At 67.6% G+C, this 20865-nt stretch carries 25 protein-coding genes and 1 pseudogene; 12 read left to right on the forward strand and 14 right to left on the reverse strand.

Translation table 11 applies throughout. From position 1 onward, the window contains the following. Positions 1-5: 5 nt before the first annotated feature. The 6 genes from D1610_RS04465 to queE all read left to right on the forward strand — a co-directional run bounded on the left by D1610_RS04465 (position 6) and on the right by queE (position 5740). Positions 6-1196 (forward strand): aspartate aminotransferase family protein, encoded by a 1191-nt coding sequence (locus tag D1610_RS04465; protein ID WP_118862867.1) that lies wholly within the window; start codon positions 6-8, stop codon positions 1194-1196. Between the two features lie 145 nt (positions 1197-1341). After that, entirely contained in the window at positions 1342-2259 is a 918-nt protein-coding gene (gene argF, locus D1610_RS04470) for an ornithine carbamoyltransferase (protein WP_118862868.1), read from the forward strand. A 160-nt stretch (positions 2260-2419) separates the two neighbouring features. After that, complete coding sequence (hslO, locus tag D1610_RS04475) at positions 2420-3322, forward strand: Hsp33 family molecular chaperone HslO (protein ID WP_118862869.1); 903 nt, start codon at positions 2420-2422, stop codon at positions 3320-3322. Between the two features lie 430 nt (positions 3323-3752). After that, a complete protein-coding gene (locus D1610_RS04480) occupies positions 3753-4172 on the forward strand; it encodes a DUF3617 domain-containing protein (RefSeq protein WP_118862870.1) in 420 nt (139 codons plus the stop codon). A 246-nt stretch (positions 4173-4418) separates the two neighbouring features. Then, the gene (queC, locus tag D1610_RS04485) at positions 4419-5108 is read left to right on the forward strand and encodes a 7-cyano-7-deazaguanine synthase QueC (RefSeq protein WP_118862871.1); all 690 of its coding nucleotides are present in this window, start codon (positions 4419-4421) and stop codon (positions 5106-5108) included. Further along, a complete protein-coding gene (gene queE / locus D1610_RS04490) occupies positions 5105-5740 on the forward strand; it encodes a 7-carboxy-7-deazaguanine synthase (RefSeq protein ID WP_118862872.1) in 636 nt (211 codons plus the stop codon). Before queC ends, queE begins: the two co-directional genes overlap by 4 nt. A 98-nt stretch (positions 5741-5838) precedes the next feature. Here the strand turns inward: queE and D1610_RS04495 are convergent, their stop codons facing one another. The 3 genes from D1610_RS04495 to lipB form a co-directional block, all read right to left on the reverse strand. After that, positions 5839-6510, reverse strand: coding sequence for a hypothetical protein (locus tag D1610_RS04495; RefSeq protein ID WP_118862873.1), 672 nt, complete (start codon positions 6508-6510; stop codon positions 5839-5841). 160 nt (positions 6511-6670) lie between these two features. Beyond that, on the reverse strand, positions 6671-6940 hold the full coding sequence (locus tag D1610_RS04500; protein WP_118862874.1) for a hypothetical protein: 270 nt from the start codon (positions 6938-6940) through the stop codon (positions 6671-6673). A 100-nt stretch (positions 6941-7040) separates the two neighbouring features. After that, complete coding sequence (gene lipB, locus D1610_RS04505; RefSeq protein ID WP_118862875.1) at positions 7041-7688, reverse strand: lipoyl(octanoyl) transferase LipB; 648 nt, start codon at positions 7686-7688, stop codon at positions 7041-7043. 104 nt (positions 7689-7792) lie between these two features. Here lipB and D1610_RS04510 point away from each other — a divergent pair, with 104 nt between their 5' ends. Continuing rightward, a complete protein-coding gene (locus D1610_RS04510; protein WP_147414261.1) occupies positions 7793-8614 on the forward strand; it encodes a DUF7847 domain-containing protein in 822 nt (273 codons plus the stop codon). Here D1610_RS04510 and D1610_RS04515 read toward each other — a convergent pair. From D1610_RS04515 to D1610_RS04525, 3 genes are read right to left on the reverse strand one after another with little or no spacing between them, the layout of a single operon-like run. Beyond that, positions 8575-9177 (reverse strand): GNAT family N-acetyltransferase, encoded by a 603-nt coding sequence (locus D1610_RS04515; RefSeq protein WP_118862877.1) that lies wholly within the window; start codon positions 9175-9177, stop codon positions 8575-8577. The two genes, D1610_RS04510 and D1610_RS04515, sit on opposite strands and share 40 nt — an antisense overlap. Beyond that, positions 9168-10010 (reverse strand): oxygen-dependent coproporphyrinogen oxidase, encoded by an 843-nt coding sequence (gene hemF / locus D1610_RS04520; protein WP_118862878.1) that lies wholly within the window; start codon positions 10008-10010, stop codon positions 9168-9170. Before hemF ends, D1610_RS04515 begins: the two co-directional genes overlap by 10 nt. Continuing rightward, positions 10007-10456 (reverse strand): tRNA (cytidine(34)-2'-O)-methyltransferase, encoded by a 450-nt coding sequence (locus D1610_RS04525; RefSeq protein ID WP_118862879.1) that lies wholly within the window; start codon positions 10454-10456, stop codon positions 10007-10009. The genes hemF and D1610_RS04525 overlap by 4 nt, the downstream gene beginning before the upstream one ends. A 290-nt stretch (positions 10457-10746) precedes the next feature. Between D1610_RS04525 and petA the strand changes: the two genes are divergently transcribed. From petA to D1610_RS17565, 5 genes are all read left to right on the forward strand, one after another. After that, the gene (gene petA, locus D1610_RS04530; protein WP_118862998.1) at positions 10747-11337 is read left to right on the forward strand and encodes a ubiquinol-cytochrome c reductase iron-sulfur subunit; all 591 of its coding nucleotides are present in this window, start codon (positions 10747-10749) and stop codon (positions 11335-11337) included. An 11-nt stretch (positions 11338-11348) separates the two neighbouring features. After that, positions 11349-12653, forward strand: a complete 1305-nt coding sequence (locus tag D1610_RS04535; protein ID WP_118862880.1) for a cytochrome b — start codon at positions 11349-11351, stop codon at positions 12651-12653. A 15-nt stretch (positions 12654-12668) separates the two neighbouring features. Next, positions 12669-13511: a cytochrome c1 gene (locus D1610_RS04540; protein WP_118862881.1), complete on the forward strand. Its 843-nt coding sequence runs from the start codon at positions 12669-12671 to the stop codon at positions 13509-13511. A 138-nt stretch (positions 13512-13649) separates the two neighbouring features. Further along, the gene (locus D1610_RS04545; RefSeq protein WP_118862882.1) at positions 13650-14192 is read left to right on the forward strand and encodes an adenine phosphoribosyltransferase; all 543 of its coding nucleotides are present in this window, start codon (positions 13650-13652) and stop codon (positions 14190-14192) included. Between the two features lie 122 nt (positions 14193-14314). Next, on the forward strand, positions 14315-14824 hold the full coding sequence (locus D1610_RS17565) for a hypothetical protein (protein WP_342768298.1): 510 nt from the start codon (positions 14315-14317) through the stop codon (positions 14822-14824). Positions 14825-14879: 55 nt separating this feature from the next. On the opposite strand, the gene D1610_RS04555 is transcribed toward D1610_RS17565, so the two are convergent. The 8 genes and pseudogenes from D1610_RS04555 to D1610_RS17585 form a co-directional block, all read right to left on the reverse strand. Further along, on the reverse strand, positions 14880-15329 hold the full coding sequence (locus tag D1610_RS04555) for a MaoC family dehydratase (protein ID WP_118862883.1): 450 nt from the start codon (positions 15327-15329) through the stop codon (positions 14880-14882). A gap of 32 nt (positions 15330-15361) precedes the next feature. Beyond that, positions 15362-16585 carry an alkaline phosphatase family protein gene (locus D1610_RS04560; RefSeq protein WP_118862884.1) on the reverse strand — a complete coding sequence of 408 codons (1224 nt, stop codon included), beginning with the start codon at positions 16583-16585 and terminating at the stop codon, positions 15362-15364. Between the two features lie 76 nt (positions 16586-16661). Then, positions 16662-18053: a hypothetical protein gene (locus D1610_RS04565; protein WP_245941976.1), complete on the reverse strand. Its 1392-nt coding sequence runs from the start codon at positions 18051-18053 to the stop codon at positions 16662-16664. A 116-nt stretch (positions 18054-18169) separates the two neighbouring features. Next, positions 18170-18478, reverse strand: a complete 309-nt coding sequence (locus tag D1610_RS04570; protein WP_147414262.1) for a hypothetical protein — start codon at positions 18476-18478, stop codon at positions 18170-18172. A gap of 129 nt (positions 18479-18607) precedes the next feature. Next, complete coding sequence (gene ychF / locus D1610_RS04575) at positions 18608-19708, reverse strand: redox-regulated ATPase YchF (protein ID WP_118862886.1); 1101 nt, start codon at positions 19706-19708, stop codon at positions 18608-18610. A 105-nt stretch (positions 19709-19813) separates the two neighbouring features. Further along, on the reverse strand, positions 19814-19981 hold the full coding sequence (locus D1610_RS16970) for a hypothetical protein (protein WP_182466691.1): 168 nt from the start codon (positions 19979-19981) through the stop codon (positions 19814-19816). 122 nt (positions 19982-20103) lie between these two features. Continuing rightward, positions 20104-20685, reverse strand: a complete 582-nt coding sequence (locus D1610_RS04580) for a TIGR02466 family protein (protein WP_118862887.1) — start codon at positions 20683-20685, stop codon at positions 20104-20106. A gap of 22 nt (positions 20686-20707) precedes the next feature. Continuing rightward, positions 20708-20865 (reverse strand): annotated as a pseudogene (locus D1610_RS17585) (IS30 family transposase); the annotation flags it as partial.

Raw genomic sequence — 20865 nt, forward strand, 5'->3', positions numbered from 1 at the left:
TTTCGATGCCGATCACCCCCCTGATGCCCGTCTATCCCCGCTGCGGGGTGCGGCCGGTGCGAGGCGAGGGGGTCTGGCTGATCGGCGAGAAGGGCGAGCGCTATCTCGATTTCGCCAGCGGCATCGCGGTCAACCTGCTCGGCCACGGCCATCCGCACCTGACCAAGGCGATCCAGGACCAGGCGGCGACGCTGATGCACGTCAGCAATCTCTACGGTTCGCCGCAGGGGGAAGCCTTTGCTCAGCGGCTGGTCGACGCGACCTTCGCCGACACGGTGTTCTTCACCAATTCGGGCGCCGAGGCGGTCGAGTGCGCGATCAAGACCGCGCGGCGCTATCACTTCGCCAACGGCAACCCGGAACGGCACACGCTGATCACCTTCGACACCGCGTTCCACGGCCGCACCATCGGCACGATCTCTGCGACCAACCAGGCCAAGCTGCGCGACGGGTTCGAGCCGCTGCTGCCGGGGTTCAAATACGCCAATTTCAACGATCTGGAAGGCGCGCTGGCGCTGATCGACGACAATAGCGCCGGCTTCCTGGTCGAGCCGATCCAGGGCGAGGGCGGCATCCGCCCGGCGACGCAGGAATTCCTCCAGGGCCTGCGCAAGGCATGCGACGAGCGCGGCCTGCTGCTGGTGCTCGACGAGGTGCAGTCGGGCGTCGCGCGCACGGGCAAGCTCTACGCGCACGAGCATTATGGCATCGTGCCCGACATCATGGCGACCGCCAAGGGCATCGGCGGCGGCTTCCCCTTGGGCGCGTGCCTCGCCACCGAGGAAGCGGCCAAGGGCATGGTGATCGGCACGCACGGCTCGACCTATGGCGGCAATCCGCTGGCGATGGCCGCCGGCATGGCGGTGTTCGACGTGATCGAGGAGCCGGGCTTCCTCGAGAATGTCGAGCGGATGGGCGACCGGCTGCGCCAGAGCCTGGAGCAGCTGATCCCCAACCACGACCATCTGTTCGACAGCGTGCGCGGCAAGGGGCTGATGCTGGGCCTGAAGCTCAAGAGCGACAGCCGCCGCTTCGTGGCGCACGCGCGCGACAATCACGGGCTGCTGCTGGTCGCCGCGGGCGAGAATGTCGTCCGCGTCCTGCCGCCGCTCAATATCGAGGAGGGCGACGTCGCGACCTTCATCGAGAAGCTGTCCGACGCCGCGCGGGTCTATGTGCCTGCGAGCGACGATTGATCAATTCCTCCCCCGCGTAGCGGGGGAGAGGGACCGCGCGAAGCGCGGTGGAGGGGGAATGCGGCAAGCGGTGCGCTCGGGGTTTTCCCCCTACACCAGCCTGCGGCTGGTCCCCCTCCCCCGCTGAAGCGAGGGAGGATTTAGAATGCGCCATTTCCTGAACCTGTCCGACGCCGGGCCCGACGCCATCGCAGCGATGCTGGCCGATGCGATCGACCGCAAGGCCGCGCGCGCCGGCTGGCCCAAGGGCAAGCCCGACGCCGACGCGCCGCTCGCCGGCCATGTGCTGGCGATGATCTTCGAGAAGAACTCGACCCGCACGCGCGTGTCGTTCGACATGGCGATCCGCCAATTGGGCGGCAGCAGCATCGTCATGGATGCGGGCACCATGCAGCTCGGCCGCGGCGAGAGCGTCGCCGACACCGCGCGCGTGCTGTCGGGCTATGCCGACGCGATCATGATCCGCACCGACGATCACGCCAAGGTGGTCGAAATGGCCGAGCACGCCACCGTCCCCGTCATCAACGGCCTGACCGACGCCTCGCATCCCTGCCAGATCATGGCCGATCTCCTGACCATCATCGAAAGCGGCAAGGCGCTTCCGGGTCTCAAGGTCGCGTGGCTGGGCGACGGCAACAACGTGCTCGCCTCGATCGTCGAGGCGGCGAGCCTGATGCATTTCGACGTCATCGCCGCCTGCCCGCAGGGCTTCCAGCCCGAGGAGGAGGCGATCGTCGCATCCTCCGGCCGCGCCCGCGTCGTCGCCGACCCGCGCGAGGCGGTGGAGGAAGCCGACATCGTCGTCACCGACACCTGGATCTCGATGGGCCAAACACACGCCCAAACCAAACTCAAGGCCCTCGCCCCCTACCAGGTCACGCCGGAGCTGATGGCGGGCGCCAAGCCCGACGCCAAATTCCTCCACTGCCTGCCCGCGCACCGCGGCGAGGAGGTGGCGGCGGAAGTGATCGACGGCCCGCAATCGCTTATCTGGCAGGAAGCGGAGAACCGCCTGCACGCGCAGAAGTCGATCCTGCGCTGGTGCTTCGGCCAGATCGGCTGAAGCGGCAGTTGACGCGACAAATCCGTCGCCCCTGCGCAGGCAGGGGCCGCTAGCGGCATAGGTGACGCCGGATGTGCCACAAACCCGGCGGCCCCTGCCTTCGCAGGGGCGACGGGCCGGGAGATTTGGTTTCAGTCCTCCGCGCACCTATCTGGCGCCGATGACCACCGAACCCACCATCACCGATCTCGACCGCACCATCGGCTTCACCATTCCCGCCCGGCATGCGCGCGGGCGGATGGTGCGGCTGGGGCCGGTGCTCGACCAGGTGCTCGCCGCGCACGCCTATCCGCCGCCGATCGAGAAGCTGCTCGCCGAGGCGCTGACGCTCGCCGCGCTGATCGGGTCGACCCTCAAGGACGCCGGCGGCCAGCTGACCCTGCAGACCCAGGGCGAGGCGGGCATCGTCAGCCTGCTCGTCTGCGACTATCGCGGCGGGCAGCTGCGCGGCTATGTCCAGTTCGACGCCGAGCGGCTGGCCGAGGCGGGCGCCGATCCCAGCCTGTTCGCGCTGTTCGGCCAGGGCTATCTCGCGATCACCTTCGATCAGGCGAAGACCGGCGAGCGCTATCAGGGCATCGTCCCGCTCGACGGCGACAGCCTGGCCGAGGCGGCGCAGGGCTATTTCTTCCAGTCCGAGCAGATCCCGACGCTGATCCGCCTCGGCATGCGCAAGCAGGGCGAGCGCTGCGTCGCCGGCGGCCTGTTCGTCCAGCACCTGCCCGAAGGCGAGGACGGGCGCGAGCGGCTGCACACCCGGCTCGATCACCCGGAATGGGAGAATGTCGCCGCGCTCGCCGCCACGATGGGCGCCGACGAACTGGCCGATCCGGCGCTGACGCTGGAGGAGCTGGTCTGGCGCCTGTTCAATGAGGAGGAGGAGGTCCGCCTGCTCGCGGGCATCCCCCTCGTCAAGGGCTGCCGCTGCGACGCCGACTATATCGCGTCGGTCCTCGCCAAGTTCACGCCCGAGCAGCAGGCCGAGATGGCCGATGACGACGGCGTCATCCGCGTCGATTGCGCCTTTTGCGCGCAGAGCTTTCCGGTCCCGATCGCCGCCTGAGAGCGGGTTGTGACTATATGGAGGCATCGGGACGGAGCCGATTTTGGCGCACAGGTAGGAGCAAGGAGGAAGCGATGCCGAAGCATCGTGACCGACGCGCGGCCGGGCCCCCGCAAAGTAGTACTTTGCGGGGAGCCCCGACGCCGCTGTGCGCCAAAAGCGGCCCGCCCCGGAGGGGTCGCCCGTGGAAGCCCGCCGGATGTGCAGGTGGAACGATGCCCCGCATCGTTCCAGCCGTGTCCGGGGGACAAGGCGACCCGCACACCTTCCACGGGCGATCACGATGCCTCCATATGGTCACAACCCGCTCTGACTGTGGTCGTCGGGCGATGACTCCGTCTTTTCGCATATACAATTGCGCTTGCGTAACGGGATAGCGTCACCATCTGGCTGATTGCGATCCATGGGGGAGCGCGACGGGGATCGGACGATGGGCATAGGGCTCGGCATAAGGCTGGTGGCGTTCGCGGCGGCGATGGGCGCGGGGGCGATGCTTCCGGCGCAGGCCGCGCGCGCGCCGACGCTCGCCGCCTTCGCGGCGGTCGAGAACGGCCCGTGGGAACTGCACGAGATCGGCAACCGCCGCGCGCCGCGCCTCTGCGTGCCCGAGACGGCCGAGATGCTCCAGATCCGTCACCGGCGCGGCGCGGGCTGCTCGCGCTTCGTCATCGCCAACGAGCCGCGCACCGCGACGGTCCATTATACCTGCCCGGGCGCGGGACATGGCCGCACCACGGTGACGGTGGAGACCCCGCGCGTCGTGCGTGTCGAGACGCAGGGCATCGCCGGCGGGCAGCCTTTCAACCTCGAGCTGGAGGCGCGGCGCGTGGCGGGTTGCGCGGTGCGTTAAGACGAGGTTTACCAAACCCATGCTAAGGAGCGGGCGTGCCTTGTTTTTCGGCACGCTTTCCTCCCTAATGGGCTAGACAGCCAACCTGGGCCGCCTGTTTCAGGCGGTCCTGTTTTTTTGGTGGGATGCGACCCCAAACTCCGTTCGCCCTGAGCCCGTCGAAGCCTGAGCGACTGCCCTTGGCAGGCAGTCGAGGGGGGCGTACGGCAGTTGCGGGCGCGCCGGGCTGCGCGTAGGGCGCGCGCCATGACCGAAACCCAGCCTCTCGCCGTCGTCCTTCTTTCCGGCGGGCTCGATTCGATGACCGCCGCGGCACTTGCGCGCGCGCAGGGTTACCGGCTGCTGGCGCTGTCGGTCGACTATAACCAGCGCCACAGGCTGGAACTCGCCGCCGCGCGGCGCATCGCGAATGCTCTCGGCGCAGAGCGCCATGTCGTGCTGCCGCTCGACCTCACCGCGTTCGGCGGTTCGGCGCTGACCGCCGACATCGCCGTGCCGAAAAGCGGCGTGGGGGAGGACATTCCGGTCACCTATGTGCCCGCGCGCAACACCATCTTCCTGAGCCTCGCGCTCGGCTGGGCGGAGGCGGCGGGCGCGCGCGACCTGTTCATCGGGGTCAACGCGCTCGATTATTCGGGCTATCCCGATTGCCGCCCCGAATTCATCGCCGCGTTCGAGGGCCTGGCCGAGCTCGCCACCAAGGCGGGGGTCGAGGGCCATCCCTTCCGCATCCACGCGCCCTTGCAGCACATGACCAAGGCCGAGATCGCCGCAGAGGCCGCGCGGCTGGGCATCGACGCCGGGCTCAGCTGGTCGTGCTACGATCCGACCGCCGAGGGCCTGCATTGCGGCCTGTGCGACAGCTGCCGCCTGAGGATGAAGGGCTTCGCCGAGGCCGGGCTGGCCGATCCCACGCAATATGCGGTCATTCCATGAGCTACGCGGTCAAGGAGATGTTCCTGACGTTGCAGGGCGAGGGCGCCAATGCCGGCCGCCGCGCGGTGTTCGTCCGCTTCGCCGGCTGCAACCTGTGGACCGGGCGCGAGAAGGACCGGGCGGGCGCGGTGTGCAGGTTCTGCGACACCGATTTCGTCGGCACCGACGGGGTGGGCGGCGGGCGCTTCGCCGATGGCGCGGCATTGGCGGAGGCGGTCGCGGGGCATTGGGGCGAGGGGCGGGAGCGGCGCTTCTGCGTCCTTACCGGCGGCGAGCCGATGCTGCAGGTCGACGATGCGGTCGTCGACGCGCTGCACGTGCAAGGCTTCGAGATCGCGATCGAGACCAACGGCACCATCCCGGTCCATCCCGGCATCGATTGGGTCTGCGTCAGCCCCAAGGCGGGCAGCGAGGTCGTCCAGCGATCGGGCGACGAGCTGAAGCTGGTGTGGCCGCAGGCGGGCAGCGACCCCGATCTCTACGAGGGCTGGGCCTTCACCCACCGGCTGATCCAGCCGATGGACGAAACGGGGCGGCATGCGGAAAACCTGCAGGCCGCGGTCGATTTCGCGCTCGCGCGGCCCAAATGGCGGCTGTCGCTCCAGACGCACAAGTTCCTGGGGCTGCGATAAAGTCCGTCGCCCCTGCGCAGGCAGGGGCCGCAGTCGGCATACACGGCGACGAGTATGCCAGAAACCCAGCGGCCCCTGCCTCCGCAGGGGCGACGTCCTCAATCGTCCGGGTTGCAGCGCTTGCGCCATTGGCCCTTCTTGTCCCAGCAGCGATCGTCGAGATTGGGGACGGGCAGGCGGCCCTGGCCCGGCGGCAGCCAGGGATTATAGGCGATCGGCTCGCGGGTGTAGACCAGGCTGCCGCGCAGCTCGCGCATGCGGTTGATCGCGACGTTGGTAAGGGCCCCGCGGGGCGCCCAGATCGCGTCCTGGCCGACGTCGCTCGCCATCGAGCAGAAGGTGCGCTGCGCGCCGACGACGGAGAAGCCCTGATAGGTCTTGGTGCCGTACTGATCGAGCAGCGTCTGCGCTTCCTTCTTGGTCTTGGCGGTGCGCTGGAAATATTCGGTCAGCGTCTCGAACGAGGCCGCGAGCTCGTCGCGGTGGTTGTTGAGCATCGCATTGTAGTTGCTGAGCGTCAGCAGGGTCGGCTCGAACTGGCATTGCAGCGCGGCGACGTTCAGCCCCGAACGGAGGTTCCACAGCAGCGCCGCGCGCTGCTCCTCGGGCGTGGCGCCGGGCAGCGGCAGCATGATGCCCGGTTCGGACCCGCTCACCGGGCCGCTGGCGAACTTCGGCGGATTGAGGAAGAACTGCGCGGAAGCCGGAGCCGCGCCCGCCAGCATCGCGCCCGCAAAGGCCAGGAAATACGCTTTACGCCTGATCGACATCGAACACCTCTCGCCCCCCGGGCGCATGGTTAAGAGCTTTCGACTCGCCGTCCAACCCTTTTCCGCGCGAATTGCGGCGAGGCGAATCCGGGGGACGAATCGAAAGGGGCCGCCCGGTCGCCCGGACGGCCCCGATCATGTCACAATCGCAATCGCGAGATTACATCGCGTTGGTCATGGTGTCGTTGGCCATCATGTCGTTCGACATCATCGTGTCGTTCGCCATCATGCCGTCATTGGCCATCGCGCCGTCGACCGAGGTCATGTTGTCCGTCATGGTGCCGTCCATCGGCTCCATGGCGTTCATGTCGGTGACCATCGTGTTGTCGACGCTGGTGTCGGCCGGAGTGCTCTCGCCGCAAGCGGAGACGAGCAGGGCGGCGCCGGCGATCATCGAGCCGGTCACGACCTTGGAAAGGATTGCACGCATTTGAAGCTCCCTAATAGAGTGATCCGGGTAGCCTTTTGACCTTAATACCCAAACCGGACTAGACATTAGTCACAAATTCGCCGCCCCTCAAGCTTGCATTTCAGCGAGAGGCGGCGAGCGAGGCGATGAACGCCGGGAACCCCAACGCAAGCGCTGCGTCAAAGGTTGCCATGTTAACGCTTTTTCCGAGTGCGGAGAGGCTGGTGACGGGGAACTCAGGCAGTCCGCACGGCACGATTCCGCCGAAATGGGACAGATCGGGCGCGATGTTCACCGAAAAGCCGTGGAGCGTCACCCAGCGCCGCACGCGCACGCCGATCGCGCCGATCTTGGCCTCCTGCCCGCCCGCGCGGGTCCACAGCCCGACGCGGCCGGGGACCGCATAGCAATCGATCCCCAGCCGCCCCAGCGTCGCCGCCATCCAGCCTTCGAGCGCATGGACGAAGGCGCGGACGTCGCGGCCGCGCTCGCCCAGGTCGAGCATCAGATAGCCGACGCGCTGGCCCGGCCCATGATAGGTGTGCCGCCCGCCGCGCCCCGATCTGAACACCGGAAAGCGCGGATCGAGCAGCTCGGCGGCGTCCGCGCTGGTGCCGGCGGTGTAGAGCGGCGGATGCTCGACCAGCCACACCAGCTCGCGCGCGCGGCCTTCGTGGATCGCCGCGGCGCGCGCCTCCATCGCCGCCACCGCCTCGTCATAGCCGGTCAGGCCGGGCTCGACCCGCCATTCGATATCGTCATGCTCCATCGCCCGCGCGATGTGCGGTCTCCGTCCGCGCCGATCAAGCACTGTCGCAACGGGGCGCGTTTCGCTAATCGGGTGCGGCACGACGATCGACGACGGGGAACAGCATGATCAGAATGAGCAATATCTGGGATCGGACGACAGCGTTCATCGGCGCCCATCGCCGCGACCTGACGGTGATCGCGCTGCTCGGCATCGCGTTGCCGTCCGCCGCGTCCGCGATCGTCGAGCCGCTGGGCGCCGCGTCCGATCAGACCACGCGGGTGATGGTCACGATCATCGGCATCGCGGCGATATTGATGACGATGTGGGGGCAATTGGGGCTGACCGCGATGACGCTGGCCGACGGCGGCGGCGTCGGACGCGCCATGGCGACGGCGTCCGCCCGCTTCCTGCCGCTGCTCGGCGCGGTCATTCCGCTTGGCCTGGGGCTGGTGCTGCTGGGCCTGCCGATCTTCCTCATCCTGGCCGCGGCGGGGGTCGATTTCAGCCAGATGTCGACGCCCGGATACACGCCGCCGGTCAGCCCGGCGACCGGGCTGCTCCTGTTCGTCTATCTCGTGATCCTGCTGCCCGTGGTGCTGGTGCTCGCGGCGCGCATGCTGCTGGTCAATCCCGCGGTGATCGGCGACCGGCTGTCCTTCGGCGCGATCGCGCGCAGCTGGAACCTGACGCGCGGGCTGACCTTCAAGCTGATCGGCGTGCTGCTGCTCTATGTCGTGATCGTCGTCGTCGCGATGCTTGCGACTCAAACGGTGGTCGGCGTCATCACCCGGCTGCTGTTTTCCGCCGAGGGGCCGGTGAACGCCTCGACCGTGATCACGGCGATCGCGGTGGCGCTGGTGACGACGCTGTTCTCGGTGCTGTCGACGGTGTTCGTCGCCAAGCTCTACCGGGCGGTCGTCGGCGCGGAGAGCAGCGGCACCTGAGGCGCGGCGTCGGCGGGCAGCAGCCCCGTCACGCGCGGATCGGGGAAGGTCTCGATCGTCCGCGCGACGGGGGTGAAGCCGCTCGCGCGGTAGAAGCCCAGCGCGCGGGGGTGGTCGAGGGTGCAGGTGTGCACCCATACGCGCTTGATCCATCTAATCCACGCGCGGCTTAGCGCCTCGGCCATCAGCCAGCGGCCATGACCTTGCCCGGCAAGCTCGGGCACCAGGCCGAAATAGGACAGCTCGCACTGGTTGGGCTCGCGGAAATCGAGCTCGAGCATCCCGACCTCGATTTCGGCGCGATCGACCACCGCGAAGACCGAGACGTCGGGATCGTGGATGATGTCGGTCAACCGCCTGTCATCCATCGCCAGGCGCGAGAACCACAGCCAGGGACTGCCCACCCGGCGGAACAGCGTGCGATATTTATCCGGTGCAGGCCGGTCCCATTCCGCCAGCCGCAGCGGCGAATCGGGCATCGGGCGCAGCGGCGGGCGCTTCGTCATTTCCAGCGTGGTGACGATCGTCGCCAGCTCGGCGGGTGGGACCGGCGTCAGTCCCATGTCGCGACCGGGGGCAGGCTCATCAGGATCGCGTCGATATTGCCCCCGGTCTTCAATCCGAACAGCGTGCCGCGGTCATAGACCAGGTTGAACTCGGCATAGCGCCCGCGCCACGCGTTGCGCCGGGCGATGTCGGCATCGGTGAAGGGCATGCCCATCCGCCGCCGGACGATGCGCGGATACACATCGAGGAACGCCTCGCCGATATCGCGGGTGAAGGCCAGGTTGGCGGCGAAATCGCCTTCCAGATGGTCGTAGAAGATGCCGCCCACGCCGCGGTGCACCTTGCGGTGGGGGATATAGAAATACTCGTCCGCCCACGCCTTGAACCGGGGATAGTATTCAGGATCGTGCGCGTCGCAGGCGGCCTTCAGGGTGGCGTGGAAATCCTCGGTGTCCTCGGGCGTAGGCAGCGGCGGGTTGAGATCGGCGCCGCCGCCGAACCAGCGCCTGGTCGTCGCCAGGAAGCGCGTGTTCATGTGGACCGCGGGCACATGCGGGTTGGCCATGTGCGCGACCAGGCTGATGCCGGTGGCGAAGAAGCGCGGATCCTCGCCCGCGCCGTGGATGGTCTTGCCGAACTCGCCCTCGAACGTGCCGCCGACGGTCGAGACGTTGACGCCGACCTTTTCGAACACCTCGCCCTTCATCACCCCGCGCACGCCGCCGCCGCCCGGCTCGCCCGACGGATCGGCGCGGTCCCAGGCGATGTATTCGAACGCGGCATTCGAACCCGCCTCGCGCTCGATCGATTCGAACGTCGCGCAGATGCGGTCGCGCAGGCTCTCGAACCAGCCGCGCGCGGCCTGTTGCTGGTCGTCGAGTTCGATCACGCGGGGAATCCTCCGGTCTGCCTCAATGCTTCGGCGAGCGCGATGCCGCCTGCGACCGCGACATTCAAGGAGCGGAAGCCCGGCCGCAGCGGAATCCGAACCGACAGGTCGGCGCGCGCATGGACTTCGTCGGGCACGCCCTCGCCCTCGCTGCCCAGCAGCAGCGTGTCGCCGGCGGCGAACCGCGCCTCGTCCAGCCGCGTGCCGCCGCGCGTCGTCAGCAGGACGATTCGCCCCGGCGCCGAGTCCGCGAACGCCTGCCATGACGGATGGCGCACGATCTCGGCGCTCTCCGCATAGTCCATTCCGGCGCGCCTCAACGCGCGGTCGGAAAAGGGGAAGCCGAGCGGCTCGATCAGGTCGACGCCCACGCCGAAACATGCGCCGAGCCTGAGCAACGTGCCGACATTGCCGGGCATGTCGGGCTGATAGAGCGCGATCCGCATGGCGTGCCCGTTAGCCCCTTTCGTCGCCCCTGCGTAGGGCCCCAGCAAAGTACTACTTTGCTGGGAACCCAAGGCAGGGGCCGCTGGGTTTGTGGCACAGCCGAGCGCCTCTCTTGCCGACAGAGGCCCCCGCCTTCGCGGGGGCGACGACATTCCGTTCAAATTGCGGGTTGGCAAAATCGCAGCCGCGCGGCTATCAGGCCGCCAATCGTCCGGGGGGCACTTCGGGCGGCCGGTTCTCATTGGGCCTTGGCGGCCCGCTCTCGTTAATGAATTCCAAGGGCTTGCCGATGGCCACGACGTTTGAGGAACACCCCGACCGCAAGACGGCGCTGATCGATTCCGCGCCGCAGGAGGAGCAGGGCGTCCGCCGCCGCGATTTCCTCAACATCGCCGCGGTCGCCTATGCCGGCGTCGGAGCGGGCGTGATCGCGCTGCCGCTGGTCAACTCGATGAACCCCGACGCCAGCGTGCGCGCGCTCGCCTCGATCGACGTCGACGTCTCGGCGATCGAGCCGGGCCAGGCGATCAAGTCGGTCTGGCGCAAGCAGCCCATCTTCATCCGCAACCTGACGCCGCAGGAAATCGCCGAGGCGAATGCGGTTCCCGTCTCCTCGCTGCGCGATCCGCAGACGCTTGCCGAGCGGACCAAGGAGGGCAAGGCGAACTGGCTGATCACCATGGCCGTGTGCACCCATCTCGGCTGCGTGCCCCTGGGTGCCGCGGAAGGCGAGAACAAGGGCGAATATGGCGGCTATTTCTGCCCCTGCCACGGTTCGCACTACGATACCGCGGCACGTATCCGCAAAGGCCCGGCGCCCCTCAATCTCGAGGTGCCGGATTATGAGTTCACTTCGGACACCGTCGTCCGGATCGGTTGAGGCCAAACGCGATGAGCTTCCCCTGGGCTAACCAGTACAACCCCAAAAACCCGTTCATGCGCTGGATGGACGATCGGCTGCCGCTGCCGCGCCTCGTCTACAACGCGGTCGGCGCCGGTTATCCGGTGCCGCGCAACCTCAACTATTTCTGGAATTTCGGCGTGCTCGCCGGCGCGGCGCTCGCCATCCAGATCGTCACCGGCATCGTGCTCGCGATGCACTATGCGGCGAACGCCGGGGTGGCGTTCCAGTCGGTCGAGCACATCATGCGCAACGTCAACGGCGGCTGGTTCCTGCGCTACGCCCACGCCAACGGCGCGTCGATGTTCTTCATCGTCGTCTATCTGCACATCTTCCGCGGGCTCTATTACGGATCGTACAAGGCCCCGCGCGAGATGGTGTGGCTGCTCGGCCTCGTCATCTTCCTCCTCATGATGGCGACCGCCTTCATGGGCTATGTGCTCCCCTGGGGGCAGATGAGCTTCTGGGGCGCCAAGGTGATCACCGGCCTGTTCGGTGCGATCCCGCTGGTCGGCGAGCCGATCCAGATCTGGCTGCTCGGCGGCTATGCGCCGGACAATGCCGCGCTCAACCGCTTCTTCTCGCTCCATTATCTGCTGCCCTTCGTGATCGCGGGCGTCATCGTCCTGCACATCTGGGCGCTGCATATTCCGGGTTCGGGCAATCCCACGGGTATCGAGGTGAAGGGGCCGCAGGACACCGTTCCGTTCCACCCCTATTACACCGCCAAGGACGGCTTCGGGCTGGGCATCTTCCTGCTTGTGTTCGCGATCCTGCTGTTCTTCGCGCCCAACTATCTGGGCCATCCGGACAATTATATCGAGGCGAACCCGCTCTCGACGCCCGCGCACATCGTGCCCGAATGGTATTTCTGGCCGTTCTACGCGATCCTGCGCGCCTTCACCGTGGACTTCATCCTGCCGGCGAAGCTGTGGGGCGTGCTCGCCATGTTCGGCTCGATCCTGCTCCTGTTCTTCCTGCCATGGCTGGACAAGTCGCCGGTGCGCTCCGGCAATTTCCGGCCGAAGTTCAAGATGTTCTTCTGGATCCTGGTCGTCGACGTGCTGATCCTGGGCTATTGCGGCGGCGCGCCGGCGGAAGAGCCCTATGTGATGATCTCGCAGGTCGCGTCGGCCTATTACTTCGCCCATTTCCTGATCATCCTGCCGCTGATCTCCTTGAGCGAGCGCCCGCTGCCGCTGCCAAACTCGATCATCGAGGCGGTGTTGAAGGGCAAGAGCGGCTCAACCTTGTCGACCGGCACGCAGACTGCCGTTTCGGCCCCAGCGGAATAAGAGGAACTTCCCGTCATGGTCCGTCCCATCGGCATCCTCGCAGGTCTGGGGTTCGTCGCGGTTCTCCTGTGGTCGCTCGTCTGGGGCGCGGTCGCCTTCATCCAGGAACCGCCCCAGCCGACCGCCGAGCACGAGTTCCACAAGCATCCGCGCGATGCCGGCCTGTCCAGCGCCGGCCTGCTCGGCAAATATGACCGGCAGCAGCTGCAGCGCGGCTTCCAGGTCTACAAGGAAGTCTGCGCCGCCTGCCACGGCCTGAAATACGTCGCGTTCCGCGATCTCCAGGATCTCGGCTACAGCGAGGCCGAGGTGAAGGCGATCGCCGACCAGTGGGCGATCGAGACGCCGTCGGTGAACCCGGAAACGGGCGAAGCGGCGACGCGCAAGAACCTGCCGGCGGACAATTTCCCCTCGCCCTATCCCAACGAGGTCGCCGCGCGCGCGGCGAACAACAACGCGCTGCCGCCTGATCTCTCCCTGATCGCCAAGGCGCGGCATGACGGCTCGAACTATGTCTATTCGCTGCTGACCGGCTATCGCGATCCGTCGCCCGAGCTGCTGCGCGAATTCCCCGACAGCAAGCCGGGGCAGGGGCTGTACCACAACCCCTATTTCGCCAACCTCAACATCGCGATGCCGCCGCCGATCGTCTCCGAAGGCCAGGTGACCTATACGGACGGCACCCGTCCGACGGTGGACCAGATGTCGAAGGACGTCGCCGCGTTCCTGACCTGGACGGCGGAGCCCAAGCTGGAGCAGCGCAAGAGCGCGGGCCTCGCCTCGCTGGTGTTCATCCTGGTCTTCTGCTTCCTCGCCTGGGGCGCGTACAAGAACGTCTGGCGCGGCGAGCCGCATTGATCGGGATGGGGAAATAGGGCGCCGATCCACCTCGTCGCCCCTGCGAAGGCAGGGGCCTCCGGGTTTGTGGCACAGCAACTGCCGCGTTTGCCGACAGAGGCCCCTGCCTTCGCAGGGACGACGGAGGTAGAGCGACCTATGCCAGCCAATGACGACCTGAAGGCGCTGATCCGCACGATCCCGGACTTCCCCAAGCCGGGCATCGCGTTTCGCGACATCACCACCTTGCTGCTCGACCGCCACGGCCTCGCCGAAACGGTGGGCCGCATGGCCGAGGCGGCGGAGGAATGGGGCCCGGTCGATCTGGTCGCGGGGACTGAGGCGCGGGGATTTCTGTTTGCCTCTGCGCTTGCGGTCGAGCTTGGCGCGGGCGTGCTGCTGATCCGCAAGGACGGCAAGCTGCCCGGCGCGACGATCGCCGAGGATTATGCCCTGGAATACGGCACCGATCGCATCGCCATCCATGCCGACGCGTGCGCGCCCGGCGCGCGCGTGCTGCTAGTCGACGATCTGATCGCCACCGGCGGCACCGCCATCGCCTCCTGCCGGTTGATCCGCCGCACGGGGGCCGAGGTGGTGGGCGCGTGCTTCGTCATCGACCTGCCCGAACTCGGCGGCGCGGAGGCGCTCCGCGCCGAGGGCCTGCCGGTGCACGCGCTGATGGCCTTCGAGGGCCATTGATCGCGGCGACGGAACAGCTTGTCCCTCAATACGTTGACCATCGATAGACGGGTTCACGCTCCGTTCACCCCGGAGATGTGACTATCCGATTCGGATCATTAGCGTTTTTCGGGAGAGTGACCATGCGTATGTCCCGTTTGCTTCTCGTCGCGGCCGCGGGCCTCGGCGTTGCCGCCTGCACGGACGGCTATGGCTATAGCGGCGTTTCGCTCGGCTATGGCAGCGGCGGCTATTATGACGACGGCTATTATGGCGGCTATTACCCATCCAGCTATTATGGCTGGTACGACAACTGGTATTATCCGGGCACCGGCTATTACGTCTACGACCGGCGCGGCAACCGTCGCGGTTGGAACGCCAGCGAGCGGCGTTATTGGCGCAACCGCGCCGACAGCCGGGGCGAGCGGCGCGAGGTGCGCAACAACTGGCGCGACTATCGCCGTGACGTGCGTACGGACCGGCGCGATCTCAGGAACGACCGGCGCGAGATTCGCCGCGATCGCCGTGCGGGGACGATCAACCGCGATCAGGCCCGCACCGCGCGGCGCGAAGCCCGGCGCGACTTCCGCCGGGATACCCGGCAGGAGCGGCGTCAGCTTCGCCGGCAGAACCGGCGGGACACGCGCGATTGATATCGACGTGAGCCGATGAAGAAGGGCCGCGATCCAATCGGGTCGCGGCCCTTTTCTATTCCGCCGGCCGCGTTCGGATCAGCCCGATCGAGGTGAAGGTCATCACCGGCGTATCGTCCTGGTTGAGCACCGTCATCCGGCTGCGGAACGATCCCATTTCCGGGCGGCTGCGCGATGCGCGCTTCTCAAGGATCTCGCTCTCGCAGCGCAGCGTGTCGCCGGGATAGACCGGCTTCAGCCAGCGCAGCTCGTCGATGCCCGGCGATCCGAGGCCGGCCTGGCGGTTGGCCTTCAGATTCTCCACGAGCATCGACATCACCATCGCGCAGGTGTGCCAGCCGCTTGCCGAAAGCCGCCCGAAATGCGTCTTGGCGGCCTCCTCGTCGGACAGGTGGAAGGGCTGCGGATCATATTTGCGCGCGAACTCGACCACCTCCTCGCGCGTCACCTGATAGCTGCCGAAGCGCGCCGTCTGGCCGACCTTGATGTCCTCGAAATACTGCATGCCGCCTCGCAACCGGTTGCCGATCGCAACCTTTAACGCGGGGCGAGCGCGTCCGCCAGCACGGCGGCGTCGCCGTCGCTGGGGAGCGGCGTCACGCCGGCGATCCGCGCCAGCAGCGGGTAGACATGGATGTTGTCGAAATCGGGCAACGTTCGCCCACGCGCGAAGGCGGGGCCGCTTGCGATGAACAGCGCGCGCATCGCCGGATCGGCGGGGTCGAAGCCGTGATCGCCGCCGGGGCCCGGCCAGCGCGGCGGGCCCTGCCACACCTGCCACCCGGTCTCGGCCAGGCAGACGATCGCCGGCACGCGCGGTTTGCGGCCATAATGGAAGCGCGCGGGGACGTCCGCCTTGTTCCAGCATTCGAAATGGGGATGCTTCTTCACCAGCGCTTGGGCGACCTCCGCCTCGCGGCCCGGCAAAGGATTCAGCTCGACCAGCGCGCCCGAATTGATCAGCAGATAGGCGTCGCGCGGCAGCAGCGTGTCGAGATCGACCGAACGGTCCGAATGCGTCGCGGCCATGCCGTGGTCGGACACGATGATGAGGTTGAGCGGCTGGCCCAGCGCCTCCGCGCGCGCGATCAGCGCGCCGATCGCCGCATCCACCGCGCGCACCGCCGCCTTCACCTCCGGCCCGCCGGGCGCGAAGCGGTGGCCCTTGGTGTCGACATCCTCGAAATAGAGCGTCAGCAGTCTCGGTCGCTCCGCCGCCGGCCGGCTCAACCAGTCGATCACCGTGCGGACGCGCTGGTCGTAGCTGAAGGGCTCGTAATAGCGCGCCCAGTCCGATGGATAGCGGCCGTGGATCGGGACGTCCGACCCCGGCCAGAACATCGTCGCGGTGCGAATGCCCTGCTTCTCCGCGGTCACCCAGACCGGCTCGGCCTGTTCCCACCAGAACGGGTCCTGGCTTTGCCTGGCGTTGCCGAGGGTGAACATCTCGCCCGGCCGCGCGGCGTCGACCATGGCGTTGCCGGTGATGCCGTGACGGTCGGGCCTGAGGCCGGTCACCAGCGTGTAGTGATTGGGGAATGTCTTCGAGGGGAAGGACGGGCGCATGCGCGCGCGCACGCCCTCCGCCGCGAGGCGATCGAGCGTCGGGCTGTCGCCCTTGCCGAGATAGTCCGGGCTGAACCCGTCGATCGAGACGAGGATCGTGACCGGCTGGCGTGCGGCGGTGGAGGCGGGCCGCGGAACGGTGGCGCAGGCCGAAAGCAGGACGGCGAGGGCGAACGCGAAGAGGCGATGGAGCATGACGCCCCATCGCCTCGCAGGATGAAAGCGGTGTGACAAGTTCTCCCTCTCCCCTTCAGGGGAGAGGGCTTAATTGTCACTCCAGCGTCACCTTGACGAAGCCGACCAGGCTGACCGGCGTCTCGCCATAGGCCGCGTCCAGCGCCTCGGGCTTGGTGTAGAGCGACGCCGCTCCGCCCACCGCGACGCCCAGCGGCCCGTCGATCGGCAGGCGATGGGCATAGCCCAGCGTCCCCTTGCCGACGCGGTACGTCCGGTCGCCCAGCGGATCGTCGTGATCGAACAGCTCGTCATTGTCGGTCAGCTCGAACCGTCCGAACAGGCTGTGCCGGTCGCTGAGGTCGTAGGTCGCCTCGGCGAGCCAAGCGTGCAGCGTATCGCCCGGAATCCGGTTCTTGGCCGACCAGGCGAGCGTCGCCGCCAGCGGGCCGCGCGTGTAGCTGGCGGAGGCGGTGAGGCGGCCCTCATCCTCGTCCGGATGCAGCGCCTCGGGGCTCTCCAGCCGGCCGTAGCTCGCCTGGATGGCGAGGTTCTCGGTCGGCAGCCAGGTGGCGCGCACGCTCCACGAATCGAGCCTAGGCGTCTCGATGTCCCAGCGCTCCTCGTCGGGCTCGCGCCCGCGGAATGCCGAGGCCTCGATCTGGAACCGCTTCGCCGCCAGCCCCGCGGTGACGACGCCATAGGTGATGTGCGTCGAATCGAACCAATGGTGGGTGATCGGCGAGTCCGGATTCCACCTGGCGGAGCCGCGGTGCATGAAGGCGCTCGGCCCGAGCGCCGGCTCGCCCACCGGGCCGCCATAGACGAACAGCGAGGTATCGGGCGCGACATCGACATCGATCCGCGCGGCCAGCTCCATGAACAGGTCGTGCGGATGCTGGCGGTCGACCAGCTTCTCGCCGAACGCGGTCTCGCCGGTGGCGAACAGGTTGGGATAGCCGCGCCGGCCCATCAGCGGCTCGAGGCTGAACATGGACTTGAGCTGCAGCCGCGCGCCGTCGCCCAGCGCCCGTTCGCCCGTCAGCATCGCCATCGACTGGACGTACGCACCCTCGTCGCCGCGCGGCCCGCCCTGATCGGTGTACATGCCCCACAGATAGCCGTGCGCCATCAGCGCCCAATCGCCGGCGTCGATGTGCAGCCCCTCCATCGGCTCGGCGGCGGGCAGGCGCGCGGTGCCCGATCCCATGCCGGATATCGCCATGCCGCCATGATCCATGCCGGCCATGTCGTGGCCCATCGCGGCGTGGTCGATCGGCTGAGCGGGGGCGGGCGTTTCATGCTGCGAATGATCCTCCTGCGGCTTAGCGGGAGGCGTGGGGGCGGTGTGCCCCGAGTGATCCTGCGCTGTCGGTGCAGGAGTTGGCGCGGGGGTGGGCATCTGGTGCCCGGAATGGTCCTGCGCCAGCACGGGGCCGGCCCAGGCAAGCGCGACGGCCAGCGCCGGCGCGGAAAGGGTGGTTTTCATGACGATATCCTTCGTCGCCCCTGCGCAGGCAGGGGCCTCAGGCGGCATATTCGGGCGTGGGATGTGCCACAAACCCAGCGGCCCCTGCCTGCGCAGGGGCGACGTATGTGGCGTGGTCAGCTCAAGCGCGGAGGCGGCAGGTCGGGGCGGACGCGTCGTCCGGCGGTCATATTGTCAACCGGAATTATCGAAGGCAGCGCCATCGGCGGCAAGGGCTCTCCGACCGCGCTCAGCCGTGCGGCAGGCGGGATGCAGCCGATGCACATATGCGCCGGCGCCGCGCGCTCCTCGCGGTCGGGCGCGTGATGGCCGTGCGGCTCGACCTCGGTCGCTTGCGGCGCATGGCACACCGGCGCCGCCACCGCGGGCAGCGACAGGCAGGCGACCAGCGCGGCAAGGAGCAGGCGCAGCAGCATTGTGGACATATCTAGTGCCGCCAAACTGTCAGGAACACCCCCAACCGTTCGCTTCGAGCGAAGTCGAGAAGCGTTGATCGCAGCGTCCGCGGCAGGTTTCTCGACTACGCTCGAAACGAACGGGAAGGGGAACGCGCCTTAGACGTTGAACTTGAAGTGCAGCACGTCGCCGTCCTGCACCACATAATCCTTGCCTTCCTGGCGCAGCTTGCCCGCGTCGCGCGCGCCGGCCTCGCCGTTCAGCGCGACATAGTCGGCATAGGCGATGGTTTCGGCGCGGATGAAGCCGCGTTCGAAATCGCTGTGGATCTCGCCCGCCGCCTGCGGCGCGCGCGATCCCACCTCGACCGTCCAGGCGCGCGCCTCCTTGGGGCCGACGGTGAAGAAGGTGATCAGGTGCAGCAGATCGTATCCGGCGCGGATCACGCGGGCGAGGCCGGTTTCCTCCAGCCCCAGCTCGGCCAGGAACTCGCCGCGCTCCTCCGCCGCCATGGTCGCGATCTCGGCCTCGATCGCGGCGGAGACGACCACCGCGACCGCGCCCTCGGCCGCCGCCTTGTCGAACACCTTCTCAGACAGCGCGTTGCCCGCCGCCGCCTCGTCCTCATTGACGTTGCAGACGTAGAGCACGGGCTTGGCGGTCAGCAGCTGCGCCTGCTCGAACGCGCGCGTCTCGTCCTCGCCCTCGGGCGCGACCAGCCGCGCGGGCTTGCCGTCGCGCAGCAGGTCGAGCGCGCGGCCCAGCACGCCGGCGGCCGCCTTCGCCTCCTTGTCGCCCTGCTGCGCCTTCTTGACGAGGTTGGGCACGCGCTTCTCGAGGCTTTCGAGATCGGCGAGCATCAGCTCGGTCTCGACCGTCTCCGCGTCGGCGATCGGATCGACCTTGTTGTCGACATGCTGGATGTCGTCATTCTCGAAGCAGCGCAGCACATGGACGATCGCGTCCACCTCGCGGATATTGCCGAGGAACTGGTTGCCCAGGCCTTCGCCTTTGCTCGCCCCGCGCACCAGCCCGGCGATGTCGACGAACGCCAGCTGCGTCGGGATGATCTTGGCCGAAGCGGCGATCGCCGCCAGCTTGTCGAGCCGGTCGTCGGGCACCGCGACCTGCCCGACATTGGGCTCGATCGTGCAGAACGGGTAATTCGCCGCCTGCGCCGCCTGCGTCTCGGTCAGGGCATTGAACAAGGTGGACTTGCCGACATTCGGCAGCCCCACGATCCCGCAGCGAAATCCCATGATGAAAGCATATCCGTTCGAATGGCGATGGCGCGAAGGCGCCGGTCGCGCACCCGATAGCCACTCATCACGCGGGACGCCAGCGGATCGCGTCGAACGGGGGCGTCAGGCGGCGGGAAGGGGCGGTTCGATCACGGGATCGTGCGCGCGCGTCCGGTGCAGGGCGGCGAGATCGCGGTGCGCGCGGCTGGTGGCGGGATCATCGGCGTGGACGGCCATGCTCTCCTCGACCGCGGCGCGTTTCAGATGATAGTCCCTGTTGGGGTTGGTCATGCGGCGACTCCCTTCTTCGCATCCCGCATGATTCCGCGCAGCGAAGGGAAACTCATTAACCCTGCATAAATGCTGCCGCGCTTGCATTCGGTTCGTCGCGATTATGCACCGGTTCACCGGACTCAGCGATAGTTGAAGCTGATGCTGATCCGGTCGCTTTTGGCCGCGCCCGCCACCACCTCGTGCCGCAGCCAGCTTTCCCACAGGAAGACGCTTCCGGCCTTGGGCTCGGCGTGGACGAAGCTGTCGGGGCGAACGGGCGCGGCCATCATCAGCGGCAGGCGCGGGTCCTCCAGCCTGAGCGCGCCGCTGCCCGGCGGAACCGCGACATAGACCGTTCCCGACACCACGCTGTGCGGATGGATATGCCCCGAATGCGCGCCGCCGGGCTTCAGGACATTGACCCACAGGCTGTCCAGCCTGAGCTTCCGGCCGCCCAGATCGAACGCGCAATCCCTGGCGAACGCCGCGACATGCCGGTTGAGCGCCTTGGCCAGGTCGCCGAAGCGCGGATCGCGCACCGGCAGGTCGTTGAGCGATGCGTAGGAGGTGTAGCCGCGATAGCCATGTTCCTTCGACCATGCCCGCCCGGCGCGGTCCTCGGCGGCCAGCTCGCGGCAGGCGTCGTCCAGCTCGGCGACGAGCGCGGGATTGTCGAGCTCGCCTTCGTAGAACAGGGTGGGGAAGAGGGCGCGGCTAGGCATTGTCAACCATCCATCTTAATCGTCACCCCGGACTTGTTCCGGGTGTGGATTCACATTTGAAGTGCAACGGTTGGAGGAAGGCTTCGGCTGGGGTTTGGAAGCCGAGGCATTTGCGGGGTGTATTGTTGTAGCGGCGGACGAGCTTGTCGATATCGTTGTTGGAGAAGGTGTCGAGGTTGG

Origin of the sequence: Sphingomonas gilva, assembly GCF_003515075.1 — a bacterium.
Classification (GTDB): domain Bacteria; phylum Pseudomonadota; class Alphaproteobacteria; order Sphingomonadales; family Sphingomonadaceae; genus Sphingomonas; species Sphingomonas gilva.

Excerpts from the sequence above, each read along its gene's own strand:
- D1610_RS04465 (WP_118862867.1), top strand. The coding sequence starts at position 6 with ATGCCGATCACCCCCCTGATGCCCGTCTATCCCCGCTGCGGGGTGCGG.
- argF (WP_118862868.1), top strand. The coding sequence starts at position 1,342 with ATGCGCCATTTCCTGAACCTGTCCGACGCCGGGCCCGACGCCATCGCA.
- hslO (WP_118862869.1), top strand. The coding sequence starts at position 2,420 with ATGACCACCGAACCCACCATCACCGATCTCGACCGCACCATCGGCTTC.
- D1610_RS04480 (WP_118862870.1), top strand. The coding sequence starts at position 3,753 with ATGGGCATAGGGCTCGGCATAAGGCTGGTGGCGTTCGCGGCGGCGATG.
- queC (WP_118862871.1), top strand. The coding sequence starts at position 4,419 with ATGACCGAAACCCAGCCTCTCGCCGTCGTCCTTCTTTCCGGCGGGCTC.
- queE (WP_118862872.1), top strand. The coding sequence starts at position 5,105 with ATGAGCTACGCGGTCAAGGAGATGTTCCTGACGTTGCAGGGCGAGGGC.
- D1610_RS04495 (WP_118862873.1), bottom strand. The coding sequence starts at position 6,510 with ATGTCGATCAGGCGTAAAGCGTATTTCCTGGCCTTTGCGGGCGCGATG.
- D1610_RS04500 (WP_118862874.1), bottom strand. The coding sequence starts at position 6,940 with ATGCGTGCAATCCTTTCCAAGGTCGTGACCGGCTCGATGATCGCCGGC.
- lipB (WP_118862875.1), bottom strand. The coding sequence starts at position 7,688 with ATGGAGCATGACGATATCGAATGGCGGGTCGAGCCCGGCCTGACCGGC.
- D1610_RS04510 (WP_147414261.1), top strand. The coding sequence starts at position 7,793 with ATGATCAGAATGAGCAATATCTGGGATCGGACGACAGCGTTCATCGGC.
- D1610_RS04515 (WP_118862877.1), bottom strand. The coding sequence starts at position 9,177 with ATGGGACTGACGCCGGTCCCACCCGCCGAGCTGGCGACGATCGTCACC.
- D1610_RS04525 (WP_118862879.1), bottom strand. The coding sequence starts at position 10,456 with ATGCGGATCGCGCTCTATCAGCCCGACATGCCCGGCAATGTCGGCACG.
- petA (WP_118862998.1), top strand. The coding sequence starts at position 10,747 with ATGGCCACGACGTTTGAGGAACACCCCGACCGCAAGACGGCGCTGATC.
- D1610_RS04535 (WP_118862880.1), top strand. The coding sequence starts at position 11,349 with ATGAGCTTCCCCTGGGCTAACCAGTACAACCCCAAAAACCCGTTCATG.
- D1610_RS04540 (WP_118862881.1), top strand. The coding sequence starts at position 12,669 with ATGGTCCGTCCCATCGGCATCCTCGCAGGTCTGGGGTTCGTCGCGGTT.
- D1610_RS04545 (WP_118862882.1), top strand. The coding sequence starts at position 13,650 with ATGCCAGCCAATGACGACCTGAAGGCGCTGATCCGCACGATCCCGGAC.
- D1610_RS17565 (WP_342768298.1), top strand. The coding sequence starts at position 14,315 with ATGCGTATGTCCCGTTTGCTTCTCGTCGCGGCCGCGGGCCTCGGCGTT.
- D1610_RS04555 (WP_118862883.1), bottom strand. The coding sequence starts at position 15,329 with ATGCAGTATTTCGAGGACATCAAGGTCGGCCAGACGGCGCGCTTCGGC.
- D1610_RS04560 (WP_118862884.1), bottom strand. The coding sequence starts at position 16,585 with ATGCTCCATCGCCTCTTCGCGTTCGCCCTCGCCGTCCTGCTTTCGGCC.
- D1610_RS04565 (WP_245941976.1), bottom strand. The coding sequence starts at position 18,053 with ATGAAAACCACCCTTTCCGCGCCGGCGCTGGCCGTCGCGCTTGCCTGG.
- D1610_RS04570 (WP_147414262.1), bottom strand. The coding sequence starts at position 18,478 with ATGTCCACAATGCTGCTGCGCCTGCTCCTTGCCGCGCTGGTCGCCTGC.
- ychF (WP_118862886.1), bottom strand. The coding sequence starts at position 19,708 with ATGGGATTTCGCTGCGGGATCGTGGGGCTGCCGAATGTCGGCAAGTCC.
- D1610_RS16970 (WP_182466691.1), bottom strand. The coding sequence starts at position 19,981 with ATGACCAACCCCAACAGGGACTATCATCTGAAACGCGCCGCGGTCGAG.
- D1610_RS04580 (WP_118862887.1), bottom strand. The coding sequence starts at position 20,685 with ATGCCTAGCCGCGCCCTCTTCCCCACCCTGTTCTACGAAGGCGAGCTC.